This is a genomic window from Kitasatospora sp. NPDC051705 (assembly GCF_044453265.1).
Classification (GTDB): domain Bacteria; phylum Actinomycetota; class Actinomycetes; order Streptomycetales; family Streptomycetaceae; genus Kitasatospora.
Genome location: NZ_JBITCO010000021.1, coordinates 75,033 through 92,437, shown reverse-complemented (window position 1 = coordinate 92,437; position 17,405 = coordinate 75,033). Strand labels below are relative to the sequence as shown.

The 17,405-nt window shown below is 75.5% G+C and carries 12 protein-coding genes; 2 read left to right on the top strand and 10 right to left on the bottom strand.

The window, feature by feature from the left end; genetic code table 11:
• Nucleotides 1-3: 3 nt before the first annotated feature.
• Nucleotides 4-489, bottom strand: a complete 486-nt coding sequence (locus ACIA8Q_RS24415; RefSeq protein ID WP_360212269.1) for a DUF1453 domain-containing protein — start codon at nucleotides 487-489, stop codon at nucleotides 4-6.
• Nucleotides 490-645: 156 nt separating this feature from the next.
• Complete coding sequence (locus ACIA8Q_RS24410; RefSeq protein WP_360212271.1) at nucleotides 646-2,757, bottom strand: DNA topoisomerase IV subunit B; 2,112 nt, start codon at nucleotides 2,755-2,757, stop codon at nucleotides 646-648.
• 539 nt (nucleotides 2,758-3,296) lie between these two features.
• On the opposite strand from ACIA8Q_RS24410, the gene ACIA8Q_RS24405 reads away from it, so the two are divergent.
• Nucleotides 3,297-3,527, top strand: a complete 231-nt coding sequence (locus ACIA8Q_RS24405; protein ID WP_360212273.1) for a hypothetical protein — start codon at nucleotides 3,297-3,299, stop codon at nucleotides 3,525-3,527.
• 193 nt (nucleotides 3,528-3,720) lie between these two features.
• Here ACIA8Q_RS24405 and ACIA8Q_RS24400 read toward each other — a convergent pair whose 3' ends face one another.
• From ACIA8Q_RS24400 to ACIA8Q_RS24370, 7 genes are all read right to left on the bottom strand, one after another.
• Nucleotides 3,721-4,524, bottom strand: coding sequence for a S1 family peptidase (locus ACIA8Q_RS24400; RefSeq protein WP_387905796.1), 804 nt, complete (start codon nucleotides 4,522-4,524; stop codon nucleotides 3,721-3,723).
• 334 nt (nucleotides 4,525-4,858) lie between these two features.
• Nucleotides 4,859-6,505 (bottom strand): RNA polymerase sigma factor, encoded by a 1,647-nt coding sequence (locus tag ACIA8Q_RS24395; RefSeq protein WP_360212277.1) that lies wholly within the window; start codon nucleotides 6,503-6,505, stop codon nucleotides 4,859-4,861.
• 456 nt (nucleotides 6,506-6,961) lie between these two features.
• Nucleotides 6,962-7,894 carry an FCD domain-containing protein gene (locus ACIA8Q_RS24390; RefSeq protein ID WP_360212279.1) on the bottom strand — a complete coding sequence of 311 codons (933 nt, stop codon included), beginning with the start codon at nucleotides 7,892-7,894 and terminating at the stop codon, nucleotides 6,962-6,964.
• Between the two features lie 126 nt (nucleotides 7,895-8,020).
• On the bottom strand, nucleotides 8,021-8,926 hold the full coding sequence (locus tag ACIA8Q_RS24385) for a hypothetical protein (protein ID WP_396317682.1): 906 nt from the start codon (nucleotides 8,924-8,926) through the stop codon (nucleotides 8,021-8,023).
• A 3-nt stretch (nucleotides 8,927-8,929) separates the two neighbouring features.
• Nucleotides 8,930-10,456 carry an ATP-binding cassette domain-containing protein gene (locus ACIA8Q_RS24380; RefSeq protein ID WP_396317681.1) on the bottom strand — a complete coding sequence of 509 codons (1,527 nt, stop codon included), beginning with the start codon at nucleotides 10,454-10,456 and terminating at the stop codon, nucleotides 8,930-8,932.
• 274 nt (nucleotides 10,457-10,730) lie between these two features.
• Nucleotides 10,731-11,489: an NUDIX domain-containing protein gene (locus ACIA8Q_RS24375; protein WP_360212284.1), complete on the bottom strand. Its 759-nt coding sequence runs from the start codon at nucleotides 11,487-11,489 to the stop codon at nucleotides 10,731-10,733.
• A gap of 150 nt (nucleotides 11,490-11,639) precedes the next feature.
• Nucleotides 11,640-13,766 (bottom strand): glycogen debranching N-terminal domain-containing protein, encoded by a 2,127-nt coding sequence (locus ACIA8Q_RS24370; RefSeq protein ID WP_360212339.1) that lies wholly within the window; start codon nucleotides 13,764-13,766, stop codon nucleotides 11,640-11,642.
• 650 nt (nucleotides 13,767-14,416) lie between these two features.
• On the opposite strand from ACIA8Q_RS24370, the gene ACIA8Q_RS24365 reads away from it, so the two are divergent.
• Entirely contained in the window at nucleotides 14,417-15,730 is a 1,314-nt protein-coding gene (locus tag ACIA8Q_RS24365) for an alpha/beta fold hydrolase (RefSeq protein ID WP_387905747.1), read from the top strand.
• Nucleotides 15,731-15,791: 61 nt separating this feature from the next.
• On the opposite strand, the gene ACIA8Q_RS24360 is transcribed toward ACIA8Q_RS24365, so the two are convergent.
• Nucleotides 15,792-17,387 (bottom strand): DUF4192 family protein, encoded by a 1,596-nt coding sequence (locus ACIA8Q_RS24360; RefSeq protein ID WP_360212288.1) that lies wholly within the window; start codon nucleotides 17,385-17,387, stop codon nucleotides 15,792-15,794.
• Nucleotides 17,388-17,405 lie beyond the last annotated feature (18 nt).

Below are 17,405 nucleotides of genomic sequence, written 5' to 3'. Positions count from 1 at the left end.
CGGTCAGCGCAGCCCGGCGACCCGGTCCGGGGCCTCCAGCATCCGGGCCCTCCAGTTCACCACGAGCGAGCGCACCAGCAGCAGCACCGCCAGGCTGAGCAGCAGCGCGCTGCTCGCCTGGTGGACGTGCAGGACGGCGCCGGTCTCGTAGAGGCTGAGCCGGATGAAGATCATCCCGGCCCAGGCGGCCATCGTGGCCTTGGTGCCCTTGGCCCAGAGCGCGCCGTCCTCGGCCCGCCAGAGCCGGACGGTCCAGCCCCAGACGGAGCCCATCGCGAGCACCGCCGCGAGTCCGCAGCCGAGCAGGGTGGCGGAGAGCACGGTGTGCTCGTGGTCGATCAGCCGGGGGTCGCGCAGCGCGAGCGCGCCGAGGACCACCGGCAGCACCCAGAAGCGGCGGTCGCCGTCCAGCCGCTGCGGGCGCATCTGGCGCCGGATGACCAGGGCCATCACCGCGACGACCACGAGGAGGTTGACGAGGGCCGACATCGGACTACTCCGTCCCGGGGGGAGACTTGAACTGACCTCCCCGACGCTACGGATCCGGCGCCCCGCGCTGATCGGAGCCGGGGTGGACCGCGGGTGGAACCGGCAGCACGAGGGCCCTCCACCCGGAGGTGGAGGGCCCTCGCCGCGCGGGGCGCGTCAGGCGTCGATGCGGGAGCGGTCCAGGGTGGCCGCCGAGTCCACGATGAACTCCTTGCGCGGGGCGACGTCGTTGCCCATCAGCAGGTCGAAGACCTTCTCGGCCTGCTCCAGGTCGCCCAGGTTGATCCGGCGCAGCGTGCGGTGGCGCGGGTCCATGGTGGTCTCGGCCAGCTGGTCGGCGTCCATCTCGCCGAGGCCCTTGTACCGCTGCACCGGGTCCTTCCAGCGCAGCCCCTTGCGCTGGAACTCCAGCAGGGTGGAGCGCAGTTCGGCGTCCGAGTAGGTGTAGTGGTACTTCTCCTGGCCGCGCTTGGGGTTGGTGAGCTCGATCCGGTGCAGCGGCGGCACCGCGGCGAAGACCCGGCCCTGCTCGACCATCGGCCGCATGTAGCGGTGGAAGAGGGTCAGCAGCAGGGTGCGGATGTGCGAGCCGTCGACGTCGGCGTCGGCCATGAAGATGACCCGGCCGTAGCGGGCCTGGTCGATGTCGAAGGTGCGGCCCGAGCCGGCCCCTATCACCTGGATGATCGCGGCGCACTCGGCGTTCTTGAGCATGTCGCTCACCGAGGCCTTCTGCACGTTGAGGATCTTGCCGCGGATCGGCAGCAGCGCCTGGAACTCGGAGTTGCGGGCGAGCTTGGCGGTGCCGAGCGCGGAGTCGCCCTCGACGATGAAGAGTTCGCTGCGGTCGACGTCGTCGCTGCGGCAGTCGGCCAGCTTGGCCGGCAGCGAGCTGGTCTCCAGCGCGGTCTTGCGGCGCTGGGCCTCCTTGTGCTGGCGGGCGGCGACCCGGGTGCGGGCGGCGGCGACGATCTTCTCCATGACCGCCCGGGCCTGGAGCTTGTGGTCCTTCTTGGCCGAGGTGAGGAAGGCCTTGAGCTCCTTGGCGAGGACGGCGGCGACGATCCGGTTGGCCGCCGAGGTGCCGAGCACCTCCTTGGTCTGGCCCTCGAACTGCGGCTCGGCGAGCCGGACGGTGACCACCGCGGTGAGGCCCTCGGTGGCGTCGTCCTTGGTGATGTCGTCCTCGGCCACGCGCAGCAGCTTGGCGGAGCGCAGCGCCTCGTTGACGGTCTTGGCCAGCGAGCGCTCGAAGCCGGTGACGTGGGTGCCGCCCTTGGGGGTGGCGATGATGTTGACGAAGGAGCGCAGCGTGGTGTCGTAGCCGGCGCCCCAGCGCAGCGCGATGTCCACGCCCAGGTGGCGGGTGACCTCGGTGGGGGTCATGTGGCCGAGCTCGTCGAGGACGGGCACGGTCTCCTTGAAGGTGCCCTCGCCGCGCAGCCGCAGCACGTCGCAGACCGGCTTGTCCGGGGCGAGGAACTCGCAGAACTCGGCGATGCCGCCGTCGTAGCGGAACACCGACTCCTCGACCTGCTCGCTCTCGGTGAGCCGCTCGTCACGCACGACGATGGTCAGGCCGGGGACGAGGAAGGCGGTCTGCCGGGCGCGGCTGTGCAGGTTCTCCAGGGAGAGCTTGGCGTCCTTGAGGAAGATCTGCCGGTCGGCCCAGTAGCGGATCCGGGTGCCGGTGCGGGTCTTCGGCACCTTGCGGCTCCGGGTCAGGCCGTTGGCCGGCTCGAAGGGGGCGTCCGGGCTGGTCTCGGTGAAGATGCCGGGGGTGCCGCGGCGGAAGCTGATCGCGTGGGTGTGACCGCTGCGGTCCACCTCGACGTCGAGCCGGGCGGAGAGGGCGTTCACCACGGAGGCGCCGACGCCGTGCAGACCGCCGGAGGCCGCGTAGGAGCCGCCGCCGAACTTGCCGCCGGCGTGCAGCTTGGTCATCACGACCTCGACGCCGGACAGCCCGGTCTTGGGCTCGACGTCGACGGGGATGCCGCGCCCGTTGTCGCGCACCTCCACGGAGGAGTCCGGGTGCAGCAGGACCTCGATGCGGTCGCAGTAGCCGCCCAGCGCCTCGTCGACCGAGTTGTCGATGATCTCCCAGAGGCAGTGCATCAGACCGCGGCTGTCGGTCGAGCCGATGTACATGCCGGGGCGCTTGCGAACCGCCTCCAGGCCCTCCAGGACGAGCAGGTGCCGAGCGGTGTAGTTGGAACCGTCGTCGCCGGCCAGCAGTGCGGACGGCACGGTCGTTTCGGCACTCACGCGGCACTCTCCTCGGTGAAGTTCTGTCTCATCGGTCACATCCGGCACGCGTCCGGCCCGCCCGCCAGTGCAGCACGCCGCACCGACAGTCGTCGCCCAGGGTGCCCGAACCCCTCCGGCGGGTGCCCAGCACGGCGGGCCGCCTCCGCGCAGCTTGTACGCGCTGCGCGAACAAGGACCGTACCGGCACCCGGGGCTCCGGGGCGCCATCTCCTCCCGGTACCACCGGTCCTGGCGGATCGTGGGGTCTGGTGCAGGCTCCGGAACTGCCGTTATGCAGGCTACCGGGGCCCGGGACGGGGCTTATGCTCCAACCCGGCAGAGGATTATGCTACGCGGACCTCGCACCCCGTCCCGATCGGGCGTTCGAGCGACGGGCGGATCCTGGGAACGGGCACGCATGAACCACCGGCCCCCGGGGCACGTCCTCATCAACACAGCAGAATCCTCAGAGAAGAAAAGCCACGAGCGGGAACGTTTTCGGCCTGGTTGGATGTTGACCCTGGTACGACAGCTCGTCGAGCTAGAGAAGAGGCGACGTGACTACTGTTCTGACACCTGCGAGCCCGCTCACCGCGGCTGACCGCTGCGACCGATGCGGCGCCCAGGCCTACCTGCGCGTCGTACTCGCCAGCGGCGGAGAGCTGCTCTTCTGCGCCCACCACGGCCGGAAGTTCGAGCCCGAGCTCAAGAAGATCGCCGTGGAGATACAGGACGAGAGCGGCCGGCTCGGCACCACCAACGCCACGGCCTCCGACGACGAGCGCTGATCCCGGGCGCCACACCAGCAGCCAGCGTCGAGCTGTGTCCGGCCATGCACCGCGCGTGACCGGTGAGCCGGGCGGCAGGTCCCCCTCGGGGGGCCGGTCGCCCGGCTCTGCTGTTGCCCGGGGCAGGCACGCTGCGCACCGACGCCGCGTCAGAACGTGACCGGCCGGTCACCCGCGGCGCACGGCGCGCACCTCAGAGCACCGAGCGCACCGCGTCCGCGACCGAGGCCACCCTGGTGTAGACGCCGGGGTGGGCCGCCTCGGCGCAGCCCGTCCCCCAGGAGACTAGGCCCACCAGCCGCCCGGCGACGACCAGCGGGCCGCCGCTGTCGCCCTGGCAGGCGTCCCTGCCACCCTTCTCCTCGCCCGCACAGACCATGCCGCGGGCGTCGAACTTGCCGTCCTGTCCGCCCGGGTAGGCGTGCGCGCAGGTCTGGTCCGCGATGATCGGCACGTCCACCCCGCGCAGCACGGGCGAGTAGTTGCCCCTCCCGGTGGTGTCGCCCCACCCGAAGACCCGGGCCGTCGTGCCGGCCGCGTACGGCTCGGTCTCGCCCTGGCCGACCAGGTCGATCACCGGGCGGGAGCCCTGGGAGTCGGTCAGCGTGACCACCGCCACGTCGTTCATGTTGGCGCTGAAGGCGTAGTCGGGGTGGATCCACACCGACCGGACGGAGACTTCGCGCCCGACCGAGCCCCGCATGTCGTCCCGGCCGACGATGACCTTGAGGCCCGGCCGGTCCACCCTGGCACCCCTGGACTCGTCGTAGAAGCAGTGCGCGGCTGTCACCACCTTGGTCGGCGTGACCAGCGCTCCCCCGCAGAACTGACCGGACCGGCCGGCACCGAACTGCTGGCGGCTGGAGAGCGCCACCACCCACGGGTGGTCGGCGGTGCTCTCGGCGGCGCCCCCGACCACCCGGCGCTGCGCCCCGGCGGGCCCGGCCGTGCCGAGCGCGACCAGCGGGACGGGCACGGCGGCCAGCAGCGCCAGCACCGCGGCCCGTCGACGCCGGCCCGGACGGGCGGCGGCGGGGAGGGCGGCCGGCGGAAGGGCGGCGGCCGGACGGGCCGGGGGCGGGGCGGTGGTCGGCAGGACAGCGCGGTCCGGAATGGGCGGCACCGTGACTCCAGTCGGCTCGGCGGCAGGCAACCGGCACAGCGTAGGTGATCGACTACGCTCCGCGTCCGGTTCCCGGCACACCGCCACCCGGACGAGGGACAACCGGCACCCGGACGCTGACCCGCCCGGCCCGGGGAAGCACGGAGGCCCGGAGCCGTCCGGCTCCGGGCCTCCGCCACGCACTCACGGCCTCGTCGGCCGGGTCGGATCAGTCCAGGTAGTCGCGCAGCACCTGGGAACGCGACGGGTGGCGCAGCTTCGACATGGTCTTCGACTCGATCTGGCGGATGCGCTCACGGGTGACCCCGTACACCTTGCCGATCTCGTCGAGCGTCTTCGGCTGACCGTCCGTCAGGCCGAAGCGCATCGAGACCACGCCGGCCTCGCGCTCGGAGAGGGTGTCCAGCACCGAGTGCAGCTGCTCCTGGAGCAGGGTGAAGGAGACCGCGTCGGCCGGGACGACCGCCTCGGAGTCCTCGATCAGGTCACCGAACTCGCTGTCGCCGTCCTCGCCCAGCGGGGTGTGCAGCGAGATCGGCTCGCGGCCGTACTTCTGGACCTCGATGACCTTCTCGGGGGTCATGTCGAGTTCCTTGGCCAGCTCCTCCGGGGTGGGCTCGCGGCCCAGGTCCTGGAGCATCTGGCGCTGGACGCGGGCCAGCTTGTTGATGACCTCGACCATGTGCACCGGGATGCGGATGGTGCGGGCCTGGTCGGCCATGGCGCGGGTGATCGCCTGCCGGATCCACCAGGTGGCGTAGGTCGAGAACTTGTAGCCCTTGGTGTAGTCGAACTTCTCGACCGCACGGATCAGACCGAGGTTGCCCTCCTGGATCAGGTCCAGGAAGAGCATGCCGCGACCGGTGTAGCGCTTGGCCAGCGAGACCACCAGACGGAGGTTGGCCTCCAGCAGGTGGTTCTTGGCCCGACGGCCGTCCTCGGCGATGATCTCCAGCTCGCGCTTGAGCTTGGGGGCGAGCTTGTCGGCGGCCGAGAGCTTGTCCTCGGCGAACAGGCCGGCCTCGATGCGCTTGGCGAGCTCGACCTCCTGCTCGGCGTTGAGCAGCGGGACCTTGCCGATCTGCTTCAGGTAGTCCTTGACCGGGTCGGCGGTGGCACCGGCGACGGCGACCTGCTGGGCCGGCGCGTCGTCCTCGTCGTCGTCGGAGAGGACGAAGCCCTCCGACTCCTCCTCCGGGGCGCCCTCGGTCTCGGTACCGGCCTTGTCGGCCGGCAGCGCGACGTCCTCGAGGAGCTCCTCCTCGCCGATCAGCTCCTCGTCGCCCTTGCCGGCCTTGCCGGCGGCGGTCTTCTTGGCGGCGGTCTTCTTGGCGGGCGCGGCGGTCTTCTTGGCCGCGGCCTTCTTGGCCGGAGCAGCCTTCTTCGCCGCGACGGCACGCGCCTCGGCGACGACGGTGGTGCCCTCGGCGGTGATCTCGGCGGACACCGTGGGCGCGGGCGCCGCGGCGGCCGCGACGGCCGGGGCCGCGACGGGAGCGCCGGGCGCGATGCGCACGGGCGGCTTGGTCGGGGCCGACGGAGCGGCCGGGGTCCGGGTGGTGACAGCCTTGGTGGCGGTGCGCTTGGTGGGGCTCTTGGCGGCAACGCTCTTGCGCTTGGCGCCGGCCGGCTCGGCCGCGCTGACCATCAGGTCCACGCCCTCCTCAATCAGCACCTGATTGAGGCTGCGCATGACGTTCTTCCACTTGGTGACCGGGATCTGGTCCGCCTCGAACGCCTGGCGCACGTCGTCACCGGCGATCTGCCCCTGGGCCTTGCCCCGCTCGATGAGCGCCAGCAGAGCCGCGGACTCGGCGATCTCGGGGGGAAGCGAACGGGATGTGCTGGCCGACACGAACAACCTCTCGGACGATGAGTGGACTCGAACCCGTACCGGCCGCCCGAGCGGGCGGGGAAGGAGATCGCGCGTCGCACGCGCGGTGTCGATTCCGACCGACTCGGGCTTGAGGACTGGGTTTGCAGGACGGCAGCAGCGCCGCGGACCAACACAGCATTCTGACATGTTGGAGTATTCCGGAGCTGCTCCCGCTCAGGAGACATCGCTGCTACTCGTCAAGTGTTACGCATGGCCTTCGTGTCGCGGGTCACACCACTCGGCGTCCGCGGCCACCGGGCCGGAGTCCATCATCGCGCACTCGCGCCGAAACCTGTTGTCATGGGCGCTACATTTCGGGTTGCGGTCGGGCCACCGGTGTGCAGAGGCCCTCCGGCTGCACCGCACGGGCGCGGCCGGAGGGCTCTGGAGGAGCGGTGGACGCCCGGGGCGCCCCGGCTCGTCGGAACAGCCCGCTCAGTGCTCCCGGGGAGCCGGCACGGACGGCTCGATCTCGGGGTGCGCGGTGAGCAGCGCCCGCATCGCGACCTCGCCCGCGGTGCCGTCGCCGGTCCCCAGCGCGTCCACCAGCCGGGCGTGCAGGCTGACCGAGGCCTCGGACGGCCGCTCGCAGGAGGTGGCCGGACCGCCCGACACCTGCAGCGCGCCGGCGACGATCGCGGACAGGTGCTCCAGCATCCGGTTGCCCGCCATCTGCAGGACCAGGCCGTGCAGCTCGGCGTCGGCCCGGGTGTAGGTGGAGAGGTCCGCCTGGGCGGCGGCGTGGCCCATGATCTCGACCAGCTCGACCAGCCGCTGCTGGACGTCCTCCCGGCCGTGGCCGGCGGCGAGCCGGGCGGCCAGCGGGTCGATCGCCCAGCGGAGCTCGAACAGCTCCCGGCGCTGCTCGTCGCGCTGCGGGCCGAAGGCGCGCCACTCGATGATGTCCGGGTCCAGCAGGTTCCAGTCGCCCACCGGGCGGACCCGGGTGCCGACGTTCGGCCGGGCGCTGACCAGGCCCTTGGCCTCCAGCACGCGCAGCGACTCGCGGACGACGGTCCGGGACACCTCGAACCGCTGGCCGATCTCCTCGGGGACGAGCGGGCGGTCGGCGCCGAGGTCGCCGGAGACGATCATCTGGCCGAGCTGCTGGACCAGCTGGCCGTGCAGACCGCGGCCGCGGCTGCTGGTGGTCTTGCGGCCGACCCGCACGAGGTCGGACTCGGCGCCCTCCCAGCGGGGGGCCGGCGGGGTCGGCCGGTCGGCGTACGAGAAGCGGTCCAGATCGCCGGGGCCGTGGATGGGCCCTTCGGCGGAACGGGCGGGGGTCATGGTGGGGTGCGCAAGGGTACTCACAGCTCCTTTGTCGGCGATCGGCAGGCGCAGCTTGAGAATTCTCGTGAAAAGCACACGAAAGGGTGATCGACCGCGACTGGATAATTGACTTCTTATCAGGAAGAACCGCTCATTACGGTCACTGCTGGTCGATCTTGGTGCTTCGGTGCGACAGCCGTCCGGCGGACGGCGACGCCGGCCTCAGAGCGCTCGCCGCCGGACCTGGACCAGCAGGGCCGCCAGCAGCAGCACCGCCGCGGGGGCGGCGACCGCCGCGAGCAGGGCCGGATCCGTCAGCGCCGTGCCCCCGGCCGCGACCTCCCGGCCCCCGCGGTACACCCAGCCGTAGGCCCACTCGATGCCGGACTGGAACGGCAGCAGCCCCGCCGCGCGGGCCGGCCACGGCCGGCCGGTCTGCCGCAGCAGCAGCGCCACCCCGGACTCCAGCAGCGGGGGCAGCGCGCACAGCAGCAGCATTCCGGCCGCCGCGCTGCGGGTCAGCGAAGCCGTCAGCACCCCGGTCCAGCCCGCCACGACGGTCAGCAGGACGAACGCCAGCAGGGCGGCCGGCACGCCGTGGCCGACCGCCGGGCCGACCGGGGCGAAGACCCCCGGGAGGTCCGCCAGACCGTCCAGCCCGGCGGCGGCCAGCGCCCCGGACACCCGGCCCGACACCGCGGAGGGCTGCGCCCAGGCGGCCACCGTCACCCCGGCGGGCAGCGCGAGGTGCACGGCGACCGCGTCGAGCAGCAGGGTGGCGAGCGTCAGCAGCCCCGCGACCGGGCCGATCACCAGCAGCTTGACCAGCAGCAGCCGGACCCGGCGCGGGTAGGACACCAGCGAGGCCGGCAGCCCCGGGTGGCGCACCTCGTGCCCGTACGAGAGCGCGCCCAGCACGCCCGCGCCGAGCGCCGCGAAGGGCAGCGGGACCAGCGGCACGGCGGCGGTCAGCAGCCGCACCCCGGCGGCCGCGGGCAGCGGGCCGGCAGGGGTCTGACCCGCCAGGACGGCGGCCACGGCGGCGTCGCAGAGCAGCACGGCGGCCAGCAGCAGCCAGGTGGAACGCAGGCCGCGCAGACGGCGCAGCTCGTAGGCCAGGACTCGCACGGTTCACTCGCTCCGGTGGTCGTCGGTGGTGGCGGGGGCGGCCGGCGCGGCGGGGGCCTCGGTGGCGGCCGCCTCCGGGGACCGGGCCGGGGGCGGGGTCAGGGTGAGGCGGCCGAGCCGGACGGTGTCCTCGGTCAGCAGGTCCGCGGCGTTGGCGCGGGCCGCGGCCGGGGTCGCGGCCGGGGTCTCCGAGAGGGGCGGCACGGGGTCCTCGGCCGACCCGTCGGCCCCGACCGATGCGGTGGGCTCGGTGCGGTCGGAGCGGTCGGAGCGGTCGGTGCGGTCGCGGCGGGCCGGACCGCCGGGGCCGTTGCGGAACAGCCGGTCCACGGCGACGGTCGGGGGGACGTCCTCGGGATCGGCGGAGTCGCCGGGCCCGACGGGCCCGGCAGGCTCGGGGGGCCCTGCCGGCTCGGCGGGTGCGGCCCGGCGGGCGGCGGCGAGGGCCGAGAGGGCCGTCGCGGCCGAGACCACGGGCAGTGCGCGGGTGGGCAGCACGGCCGCGTCCCGGTGCCGCGGCACCTCGGCGGCCGGGGCGGCCGGGGCGGTCGGGGTGTCCGCGGCGAGGGCGGGGCCCGGCTCGACGGTGGTCACCGGCCGGACGCCCGGGTGACCGGCACGGCCCGAGGCGACCGGCAGCACGGCCCGGGGGGCCGGCTGCTCGACCACCCGGTCGGCCAGTTCGTGCAGCAGGATGCCGTGGCGGTAGGCGAGTTCACCGATCTCGGTGCGCTCGACACCGGCCACCGCGAGCCCCGCGCCGCCGTCCCGGCGCACCTCGGCGCCCTGGCTGACCAGCAGGTCGGCCAGTCGCGCCATCTGCGGCCCGCGCACGGCGACTTCGGGGCTGAGGCGGGTCCGCCGGAACTCCGACACCGGCTGGTCGGCCACCAGCCGGCCGCGGTCCAGGGTGACGACCCGGTCGGCGAGCTGGGCGGCCTCCTGCGGGGTGCGGGTGGTCACCAGGACCGTCCCGCCGGCCACGGCGAACGAACGCAGGAAGGAGTGGAACCACTCGACGTTGCGCGGCGACAGGCCCTCGGTCGGCGCGTCCAGCAGGAGGGTGCCGGGGTCGCCGAGCAGCGCGGCCGCCAGGGAGAGCCGGCGGTGCATGCCGGGCGAGAAGCTGCGCAGCCGCTGCCCGGCGACGGCGGCCAGCCTGGTCTGCTCCAGCAGCTCGTCGGCCCGCCGGGCGGGGACGCCGACGGCCGCGGCGAGCATCCGCAGGTGGCCATGGGCGCGGCGGCCCGGGTGGCCGGCGACCGCGGCCGCCCCCTGGCCGGGGCCCGGCAGCAGCACGCCGACCTGGCGCTCTGGGCGGCGCAGTCGGCGGTAGGTGCGGCCGCCGAAGAGCGTGACGCCCTGGCCGCGTTCGAGTTCGAGCATCAGCCGCAGCGCGGTGGACTTCCCCGCCTCCTCCGCGCCAAGCAGCGCCGTCACCAGGCCGGGTCGGGCGTCGAAGGTCAGGTCGAGGACGGCGGGCGGATCGCCCTTGCGATAGACCTTGGTCAGTCCGGTGATCTGGATCATCGCTGCCTGCTCCCATGCCCTCGGCCGGCCTGCTGGAAGCGGAGCGCCCCCGGTGCTGTCGGCCTGTGCCCGCACGGCTCCGCGCCAGCACACTAGGGGGAGGCGGCGGCGATTCCGGGCATTGCGGGAGCGGCGCGGGCCCGCCCGCCGTCCACCTCACCCGATCAGGGGACAATCCGATCCCGGGGCCCGCCGGGACCGTCCCGGCGGGTACGCCGCCCGGTGGGCGGCGCGGCGGGCCGGGCCGACGACAGGGGGCCGCGGCCGGGACCGGTCAGGACTCCGGGCGCAGCATCGGCGGGTTGAGGACGGTCGCGCCGCCGGCGGTGAACAGCTGCGCCGGACGCCCGCCCTGACGGGTCGTCGTGCCGCCGGAGGGCAGCAGGAAGCCCGGCGTGCCGGTGACCTTGCGGTGGAAGTTCCGCGGGTCGAGGGCCACGCCCCAGACGGCCTCGTAGACCCGGCGGAGCTCACCGACGGTGAACTCGGTCGGGCAGAAGGCGGTGGCGAGGGAGGAGTACTCGATCTTGGAGCGGGCGCGCTCGACGCCGTCGGCGAGGATCAGCCCGTGGTCGAAGGCGAGCGGGACGCCGTCGGCCGGGCTCTGGCCGAGCAGTTCGACGACCGGCGCCCAGCGGGCGCTGCTGGCGTCGCCGCCGGCCCGCGGGGTCGGCAGGTCGGGCGCGAGGACCAGGTACGCGACGCTGACCACCCGCATCCTGGGGTCGCGCTGCGGGTGGCCGTAGGTGGCGAGCTGCTCCAGGTGCGCGCCGGCCGCGCCGGGGCCGACGGCCTCGTGGCCGGGGGCGGAGTGCGCGCGCAGGCCGGTCTCCTCGGCCAGCTCCCGGGAGGCTGCCTCGGCCAGGCCCTCGTCCGGGCGGACGAAGCCGCCGGGCAGCGCCCAGTACCCCTGGAACGGCGGCTCACCACGTCTGACCAACAGGGCGCAGAGCGCGTGGTCGCGCACCGTCAGAACCACCAGGTCAACCGTGACAGCGAACGGGGGGAAGGCCGACGGATCGTAGCGCGACATGGCGACGATCATAGTCGTCTTTCTGACGATAAGCACAGGCCCGTGCACGGACTGCGGCCGGGCGGCTACGCACCCGCCGGCCGCGGGCCGCTCCGCCCTCCGCCCCCCTCACCTGGGCCCCGCCCCGACCCGGCGACCGGGCGGGGCCGGTCAGCGGGCGACCAGCTGCAGCTCCGCGGAGGCCTCCTCGACCATCGCCACGCCGATCCGGCTGACCCGCACCGAGAAGGGCTCACCGGCGACCCGCAGGCCGGTCAGCTCCAGCTCGCCCAGCGGCGCGGTGCTGGCCGGCCGGACCAGCACCCGGCCGCCCGGGACGTCCGGACGGACCCCGGCGAGTGCGAACACCGCGTGGGCGGCGCCGGCCGCCGAGACGGCCGCGGGGCGGCACGCCGCCGGATGGGGCACCGGCGGGCAGCCGGCGGTGCGCTGCTCCCCCGCGTACATCTCGGGCAGCCGGCCCTCGAAGTGGGCGGCGGCGGCGAGCAGCCCCTCCAGCAGGGCGCCGGCCTCGTTCTCGTGACCGGCCTCGGCGAGACCGGCGACCGCCAGCGCCGTCTCGTGCACGCGCACCGCGCCGCCGCGGTGGCCCAGCGGGTTGAACCGGGGGGACTTGGCGCTGAGCGTGCGCAGACCCCAGCCGCTGTCCAGCTCCGGCGCGGCGAGCCGCTGGGCGAGCAGCCTGGTCTGCTCGCGGTCCAGCAGGGTCTCGTGGCGGCCGCCGTCGGCGGCGAGCCCGGTGTCGAGCAGGTGGACCAGGGAGGAGGCGACGGCCGGCAGCGGCTGGCCGCCCGGGGCGAGCCCGGCGGCGGGCCGGCCGCCGGAGAGGTCGTCGATCCAGAACCGCTCGCGGAAGCGTCCGCGCAGGTCGGCGGCCCAGCTGCGCCACTCCTGCGCGCCGGGGCGGCCGAAGGCCTCCAGCAGGTCCGCGCCGTGCAGGGCGGCGCGGTGGGCCTGGGCCTGGACCTCGGTGCGGGCGGCCACCGGGTGCGCGGCGCGGTCCTCCGCCGGGCGGCTGAGGTCGGTGACGAAGCCGTCGACCAGGCCGTCGCGGAGCGCGGACAGGGCCCGCTCGGCGGCCGGGAGGAGGTCGGCCGTCTCCGCCCGGGGCAGGCCCCAGCGCCAGGCCTCGGCCAGCACCGTGACGAACAGCAGGGTGGCCTCGGTGGCGGTGCAGGTGGGCGGCAGTTCGGGGCCGCCGTGCCGGAGGGCGCCGGGCAGCAGGCCCTCGGTGCGGCCCGGGGCGGGGGCGAGCTGCTGACGGCGGGCCAGTGCCCGCAGGGTGCCGGCCGCGAGGCGGGTGCCGAGCGGCAGGGTGAGCCGGGCGGCCCAGAGCGCGTCGGCCGGGGCGAGGCCGAACCGCCAGGGCGCGCCGGAGGCCGGGTAGAGGTCGGTCGGGCGGTCCGGATCGGCGAACAGCAGCCCGCCGAGGGCGTCCAGCGAGCGGGTGACCAGCTGGGCGGCCCGGGCGTCGTCGCAGCGGACCCCGGGCTCCGCCCAGGGCAGCGGCACACCGGTGCCGCGGCCGCCGGGCGGGCGCGGGCCCGGGGCCGCGCTCTCCAGCTCGACGCGCAACTCGACCGACCAGCGGGCGCCGGGCTGGACCTCCAAGTCCCACCGGAGCACTCCGGCGCCGGCCAGCACCGCGTGCGGGGAGGGCTTGGCGCTGACCACGGCGCTGTGCGCGGGGCCCGCCCAGCGCAGGCCGGCGGACTGCACCTGGCCGGGCAGGTCGGGCGGGCGGTGCCCGGCGGCGATCTCGGCGACCGGGCCGAGGTCGGTGCCGAGGGCGATCTCCATCGGCAGCCGGGCGGGCCGACTGCCGGTGTTGCGGACGATGACCGTCTCGACGCCGTCGGCGTGCCGCAGCCGCTCGACGGTGAGCGCCGGATCCGGGTCCGGGTCACCGGGCAGGCGCACGGCGCCGAGGAAGCGGGCCTGCGCCGTGCTGGTCGAGGTGCCCTGGAGCGGCAGCGGCTCCATGCCGCCCAGGCGCAGCTCCATCCGGGCGAGCACCCGCACTCCGTGCCGGTAGAAGCCGTGCAGGCCCTGGCCGCGCAGCTGGCCGTCCGGTCCGGAGGCGGCCATCCCGGGGGCGTTGACGCAGAGCACCGCGTGGTGGACGGCGGGCGGCTGCGGCCGCGGCGGGGCCGCGGGTCGGCCCGGCCCGGCGGGCGCTCCCGCCGGCCCGCCGGCCGGGACCTGGTCGGCGCGGCCGCCCGGTCTCGGCGGCGCGCCGACCACGCTCTCGGCCGGCATGGCCTGTGGTGGCCTCATGGCGGTCACCGGACTCTCCTCCCCTCGGCGGTCCGGTGGCCGGGTCAGGCCGGTGGGCCGCGAGCATGCTCGATCGCGTGCTGGTGGTGCGGGCCGACGGGGTGTCCCGTCGGCGGCTGTGCTTGTCCGGCCGTACCCGGTGCCGGGTCGTGCCAAGCGGTGCGCGGTACCGGACGGGTACCGGCGCGACGCCCCTCGCCCGCCCCGGCCCGCCACGGTGCCCGACGGGTCGTCGGTCCTGGCGCCCGGGCCCGCCGGGCGGCCGGGCGCAGGGCCCCCGGGGTCAACGCCGCGCACCGCCCCCAGGTCACGGCCGACACCGGGTGCGGCCTCTCACACCGGGCCCCTCGGGCGGTCGTACCACCGCTGTCGGGCCGTCACCGGCCGCACCGTCAGCGTCCGGCCGTCACCGTCGCTCCGCCGGGGCGGCCTCGTGGGTCCGCCACCGGGCGGCGGACGCCGCGCTCCGGCCCGTGGACCACGCCGGAGCCGGCTCCGGTGCGGTGCCGTACTCCTGGTCGAGTGGACGGCCGCCGTCGAACCGGCGCCCGACCGCGGCCAGGATACGGTGCGGAGGTCGCGGTGCCCGCACCCGGTGACCCCGTGAGCCGCGACCCCATCGCTGTGACCAGCAGAGACCGAGGAGTTGCATGTCCACCGTCAGCCGGCTGCCCGGGATTGTCACGACCGACCACGTCTTCCAGGTCCCGCTCGACCACGCCGCCCCGCAGGGCGAACAGATCGAGGTCTACGCCCGCGAGGTGGTCGCCGCCGGCCGCGAGCAGGCCGACCTGCCCTGGCTGCTCTTCCTCCAGGGCGGCCCCGGCGGCAAGGCCAACCGCCCGCTGGGCCGGGACGCCTGGCTGGACCGCGCCCTCGACGACTACCGGGTGCTGCTGCTCGACCAGCGCGGCACCGGGCGGTCCACCCCCGCGAACCGGCAGACCCTCGCCCGGCGCGGCGGCCCCCGGGCGCAGGCCGACTACCTGGCGCACTTCCGCGCGGACTCGATCGTGCGGGACGCCGAGCTGATCCGGCACCGGCTGCTCGGCGCGGAGCGGCGCTGGAGCCTGCTCGGCCAGAGCTTCGGCGGCTTCTGCACCCTCACCTACCTCTCCCTCGCCCCCGAGGGTCTGACCGAAGCCTTCATCACCGGCGGTCTGGCCGGACTCGGCAGTTCGGCGGACGACGTCTACCGCGCCGCCTACCCCCGGGTCGTCCGGAAGAACGAGGACCACTACGCACGGTTCCCGCAGGACGTCGAGGCGGTGCGGCGGATCGCGGCGCACCTCGCGGCCGCCCCGGCGCCGCTTCCCGACGGCGGCCGGCTGACCGTCGAGGCCTTCCAGGCCCTCGGGATGATGCTGGGCGGCGGCAGCGGCTCGGGCGCCCTCCACCACCTGCTGGAGGAGGCCTGGGTGGACGGAGTGGACGGCCCGGAGCTCTCCGACACCTTCCTGGCCGGTGTCCAGGCCAAGGCGTCCTTCGCCGAGGGCCCGCTGTACGCCGTGCTGCACGAGTCGATCTACGGCCAGCGCTCGGTGGACACCGGCGGCACCGCCTGGGCCGCCGAGCGGGTCCGCAAGGAGTTCCCGCAGTTCGACGCCCGGGCCGCGCTGGACTCCGACGCCCCGGTGCTGTTCACCGGGGAGATGATCTACCCCTGGATGTTCGACACCGATCCGGCGCTGCGCCCGCTGAAGGAGACCGCGGACCTGCTCGCCGCCCGCGCGGACTGGCCGGACCTGTACGACCCGGCGCGGCTGGCCGCCAACACGGTGCCCGTCGTGGCGGCGGTCTACCACGACGACATGTACGTGGACACCGCCGACTCGCTGGAGACCGCCCGCGCGGTGCGCGGCCTGCGGACCTGGGTCACCAACGAATGGGAGCACGACGGCCTGCGGGTGAGCGGCGGGAAGGTCCTCGACCGGCTGATCAAGATGGCGCACGGCGAGGCGTAGCGGCCACCGGCCGAGCCGGGCGGCCCGGCTGCGGGCCGCCCGCGGCGGCCCGCAGCCGAGGTCACTGCGCACGCCTGACCCCCCTCGCCGCCCTCCGCACGCCCCGGCACCGGTGGCGCCCGCCGGCGTGCGGCACGGCCGCCGACCCGCCCGCCGACGCCCGGCCGAGCCGCAGGCCCCGGGAGGACCTCTCCCGGAGTCCGCCCGGGGCGCGCCCGGGCACCGGGAGCAGGGCGAGCGCCCCCGGGCCCGCCTGCTCCGGCGCCGCCCCGGAGGGGCCCGGGTCGGGAGCGGAGGGACCTGCGGCGCCGCGCCCGCCCTCCGTCGACGCGACCCGGGCGGCCCGACCGGCCCGAGCCGCCTTCCGCCTGGCGCCGCGGCGACCGCGCCCGGCACCTGAGGGACCGGGCCGCCCGCCGGGCCCGCCGCCCGGGCCCGTGGCGGCCGGCGGCTCCCCGTCGAGGTCCGGATCCCGGGCGGGTGTCGGCGCCGGCGCGGGGGTCCGCGCGGGCTCGCCGACCGGCGCCGGGGCGGGCCCGCCCGCCTCGCGCCGCCGGCGCTGCGCCTCGACGGCCGCGAGCAGGCCGTCGGGCGCCATGCCGTCGTTCAGGGACTCGTACAGCAGCTCCGCCAGTAGGTAGGAGGGGTCGAGCCGGAGGACGTGGCCGAGCACCACGCGGGCCGTCGCGGTGTCCCCCGCGACCCAGGAGGCCCAGGCCAGCAGAGTCAGCGGGGCCACCGCGCAGCCCTCGTAGGGCGGCACCGCGCGCCGGGCCAGGAAGCGCCAGAGCCGCTCGGCGGGCGCCAGCTCGGCGGGGCGGCTGTACTCCACACCGCGGTCCCTGGTGCGCCGGTCGCGCAGGGCGACCAGCAGCCGGGCCGCCCGCTCCTCGTCGACCTCGCGGGCGCCGGCCGCGAACTCGGCGAAGACCTGGTCGAGCAGCTCGCCGCCCCGCTCCCGGGACGCGGCAGCGGCCGGACCCCGGCTCTCACCGGCCGCGGCGGCCCCCGCGCCGGCCCGGGCGAGCGCCGCCCGCTGGGCCTCCGCGGCCGGCGGCCCGACCGGCGCCAGCCCGCCGATGATCGCCTTGCGGCTGCCGCGCGGGGCGAGTCCGGCGAAGGCCGCGGCGGCGGCCGCCGCGCCCGGGCCGGGCACCCGGTGGACCGGGTTGCCCGCCGGATCGCAGCAGCCCTCGCGGCGGCAGAGGAAGGACCACCAGCGGCCGTCGGAGACGCAGAGCGACTCCTTGACCGCCACTCCCCTGCGCGCGAAGGCCGCGCGCAGGGCGTCCGCCAACGGACGCAGGCCCTCCACGGCCGGCGGGGCGTGCGCGGCGGTGGAGTCCCGGCAGAGGTAGAGGAGCACCTGGTGCGGGCGGTCCCCGTGGCGCTCGGAGAGGGCGAGCAGCAGTGCGGCCGTCTCGTCCGCGGCCGCCGGCCAGTGCTCGGGCGAATCCGGCACGTCCGCCCGGATCACGCCGCCCTGGCGCAGGCCGGGGCCCTGGAGGCCGACCGCCACGATGCTGTCGTCGGGGTAGAACCCCAGGAGGTAGGGGAGCAGCTCGGCCATGTCGGCCGGGCCGCGCAGGGTGACCGGCCGGTGGCCGGAGGCCGGGCCGAGGGACAGGACGACGGGGTCGTTGTTCATGGCGTTCATGACCGGAAGGGTCGCGCA